Origin of the sequence: Campylobacter sp. RM9331 (assembly GCF_020137685.1) — a bacterium.
Taxonomy (GTDB): Bacteria; Campylobacterota; Campylobacteria; order Campylobacterales; family Campylobacteraceae; genus Campylobacter_E.
Window position 1 is genome coordinate 1 of the sequence record NZ_JACGBA010000035.1, and the last position, 4,240, is coordinate 4,240.

Below are 4,240 nucleotides of genomic sequence, written 5' to 3' on the forward strand. Positions count from 1 at the left end.
ACTTCGTTTTAAATAAACTTCGTTTTAAATAAACCTAATTGTATAAACACCCCATTCACTACTAATATTGCTTATTAAAGATAAAGATTTGATAGCATAAATAAGAAATTTGCTACCAATAACATTACTTAATTAAAATTAGAAAAAATAATATTTAATTACAATCCTTTACTACCAATATTATTTTTCAACCACTCATATTACTTTAATAATGTTTTCATATGAGATTATGGCTTACGTCTAAATATTATTCTAATATTGATTTAACTTTAACTACCTAAAAAAACAATTAATCACCTAAGCTTATTAAATACATAATTCTTTAAACATATAAAGCTAATTAAATTAAATAAGCATACTCATATAAATATTTTAAACATATAACTTATAAATACTTCTAGCATATACTAAAACTACTTAAAGCAAATAAAAAACCTATATAAAAAGCAAGAGCTATGTTGTGTAAATACTTTAAAATATCTATTTTTATAATCTCATACTAAAAAACATAATTAAGCAAATTATTTAAAGTAAAGGTTTTAAAAAACCCAAACAAAGCTAAAAAAGAAAGCAACAATAAAAACTTACCTTTTAGCCCTATCCCGTTTCTACAATTAAAAAAATATAATAAAAAATTAAATCTAAAAATATGTATATAAAAATCAATTATTATTAAAAAGAAAGGAGTTAAAAAAGATTTTAACAAGTCCGCAACGAGCTACTTTCCCCATGCCAGTAAGGCGTAGTATCATCACCCACAATGTGCTTAGCTTCTTGGTTCGGGATGGGACAAGGCGTTACCACATTTGTATAATCACGGACATTGTTATTTAAATCTATTAGTATTTAATAAACTTAAATAACAATGTTAAAAGCAAGTAATTTAAACTCTTAAACTTACTAAAGTAATAAACCTTAGCAAGGAAGTAATGCTTATTTAAAGTAAGCGGACGGTCTATTAGTATTGGTCAGCTAAATGGCTTTCACCACTTACACACCCAACCTATCAAGCAGCTAGTCTTGCTGCGACCTTAAGAGAAGATTCATCTTAGAGTTGGCTTCGAGCTTAGATGCTTTCAGCTCTTATCACATCCGAACTTAGCTACGCTGCGATGCTCTTGGCAGAACAACAGCTACACCAGTGGTTCGTTCAACCCGGTCCTCTCGTACTAGGGTCAAATCTCTTCAATCTTCTTACGCCCACGGCAGATAGGGACCGAACTGTCTCACGACGTTCTGAACCCAGCTCGCGTACCGCTTTAAATGGCGAACAGCCATACCCTTGGGACCTGCTCCAGCCCCAGGATGCGATGAGCCGACATCGAGGTGCCAAACCTCCCCGTCGATGTGAGCTCTTGGGGGAGATCAGCCTGTTATCCCCGGGGTACCTTTTATCCTTTGAGCGATGGCCCTTCCACACAGAACCACCGGATCACTAAGACCGACTTTCGTCTCTGCTTGACGTGTTTGTCTTGCAGTTAAGCTGGTTTATGCCTTTATACTCTACAAACGATTTCCAACCGTTTTGAACCAACCTTTGTAAGCCTCCGTTATTTTTTGGGAGGCGACCGCCCCAGTCAAACTACCCACCAGACATTGTCCTACGTGAGGATAACTCACGCTAGTTAGCTACCCGAATAAGAAAGAGTGGTATCTCAACGATGGCTCATTATAAACTGGCGTCTATAACTCAAAGCCTCCCACCTATCCTGCACATTCTTATCCAAGTAGCAGTGTCAAGCTGTAGTAAAGGTCCACGGGGTCTTTCCGTCTTGCCGCGGGTAGGAGGAATTTTCACCTCCACTACAATTTCACTGGATCCCTCTTTGAGACAGCTCCCATCTCGTTACGCCATTCATGCAGGTCGGTATTTAACCGACAAGGAATTTCGCTACCTTAGGACCGTTATAGTTACGGCCGCCGTTTACTCGGGCTTCGATCAAGAGCTTCGCATTGCTGCTGACCCCATCAATTAACCTTCGAGCACCGGGCAGGCGTCACACCCTATACATCCACTTACGTGTTAGCAGAGTGCTGTGTTTTTGGTAAACAGTCGGGAGGGACTCTTTGTTGTAAGTTTCCTTGCTTTCGGAGTAAATCCTAATACAAGGCTAACCACACCTTATACCGAAGATACGGTGCTATTTTGCAGAGTTCCTTAAAGAGAGTTCTTCCACGCGCCTTAGAATACTCATCCCACCCACCTGTGTCGGTTTACGGTACGGGCAACATTATCTAAACTTAGAAACTTTTCTTGGCTCGACGGCATCAGCAATTCTTCCTTCCATCCGAAGACTTCAGAAAGCCTTTCAGTTCTCGGTCTAATGTTATACGGATTTGCCTGTATAACAACCTACTACCTTAGACTAGCACTTCCATCCGCTAGCTTGCTTAGCCCTAAGCGTCCTTCCATCGCACAATAATGTTGGTATTGGAATATTAACCAATTTTCCATCGCATACCCCTTTCGGACTTTGCTTAGGACCCGACTAACCCTACGATGACGAGCATCGCGTAGGAAACCTTGGGTTTACGGCGTTAATGATTCTCACATTAATTATCGCTACTCATGCCTGCATGCTCACTTCTATACGCTCCAACGCTCCTTACCGGTACATCTTCAACGCCTATAGAACGCTCTCCTACCACCCAAGCTAAGCTTGGGTCTACAGCTTCGGTACTTATTTTAGCCCCGTTATATTTTCCGCGCAAAATCACTAGACCAGTGAGCTATTACGCTTTCTTTAAAGGATGGCTGCTTCTAAGCCAACCTCCTGGTTGTTAAAGTAACTTCACATCGTTTTCCACTCAAATAAGATTTAGGGACCTTAGCTGGTAGTCTGGGTTGTTCCCCTCTCGACGACGGATTTTATCACTCGCCGCCTGACTGCTGTGATTACACTATAAGTATTCGGAGTTTGATAGGGTTTGGTACATTGGTGTATGCCCTAGCCCATTCAGTGCTCTACCCCTTATAGCTACTACACAACGCTATACCTAAATATATTTCGGAGAGAACCAGCTATCACGAAGTTTGATTGGCCTTTCACCCCTATCCACAAGTCATCCGGAGCCGTTTCAATGGCCGTCGGTTGGGTCCTCCACTAGTTCTTACACTAGCTTCAACCTGCTCATGGATAGATCACTTCGTTTCGGGTCTGCAGCATCTGACTTATCGCCCTATTAAGACTCGCTTTCGCTACGGCTTCACGTTAGCTTAACCTTGCCAGACACCACAACTCGCAGGCTCATTATGCAAAAGGCAGTCCATCACCCTGTATTGCTACATAGGGCTCTGAATGATTGTAAGCAAATGGTTTCAGGTTCTATTTCACTCTGATCACCTCAGTTCTTTTCACCTTTCCCTCACGGTACTTGTACACTATCGGTCAGACATTAGTATTTAGGGTTGGATCGTGGTCGACCCAGCTTCAGACAAGATTTCACGTGTCTCGCCCTACTCAGGATACTGCTAAGTAAAGTAAAGATTTTATGTACGGGAGTATCACCCTCTACGCTCAAGCTTTCCAACTTGTTCTACTATCTTTGCTTAGTCTTTGTTGCAGTCCTACAACCCCACTAGTAAACTAGTGGTTTGCCCTCTTACGCTTTCGCTCGCCGCTACTAGCGTAATCTCTATTGATTTCTTTTCCTGTTGGTACTAAGATGTTTCAATTCCCAACGTTCGCTCCATATATGGTAATACATATCTCTATGTATTGGGTTGCCCCATTCGGAAATCTACGAATTAATGCCCCTTGACGGCTCCTCGTAGCTTATCGCAGTCTAGTACGTCCTTCATCGCCTTTGTCTGCCAAGGCATCCACCATTTGCTCTTATTAGCTTACCTTTGTTAATAATGTTATTAATATTTTTACAATTAATAGTATTAATTGAAATATATTTGCATGCATTATTGTTATTGTTTTTAGTATTACTAAAACGCATTACTTCCTTGCTAAAGTTTTTATGTAATTATTAATCTTAATCTTCAAGACGGAAAGCGTCTAAGCTGTGATGCTTAAAAACTTTTTCTTATATATACTTAAATATATGTAATAAGAAAGAGATTAAGTATAACTACCTTTAACAAGCTTATGAAATTGTTTTATATTACTTGCTTGTGACTCTTAACATTGATAAATAAAATAACACTAGGTTAGAAACTATATATAAACATAGAATTAAATTAAATAAAACCTAGAAAGAACATTTAGCTTAAATGCTCTGTTTAAGTTTT

At 39.5% G+C, this 4,240-nt stretch carries 2 rRNA genes; both read right to left on the reverse strand.

What is annotated here, in order from left to right:
- Positions 1-705 precede the first annotated feature (705 nt).
- Positions 706-822, reverse strand: a 5S ribosomal RNA gene (gene rrf, locus AVBRAN9331_RS09515).
- Between the two features lie 116 nt (positions 823-938).
- Positions 939-3,850: ribosomal RNA gene (locus tag AVBRAN9331_RS09520) — 23S ribosomal RNA — on the reverse strand.
- Positions 3,851-4,240 lie beyond the last annotated feature (390 nt).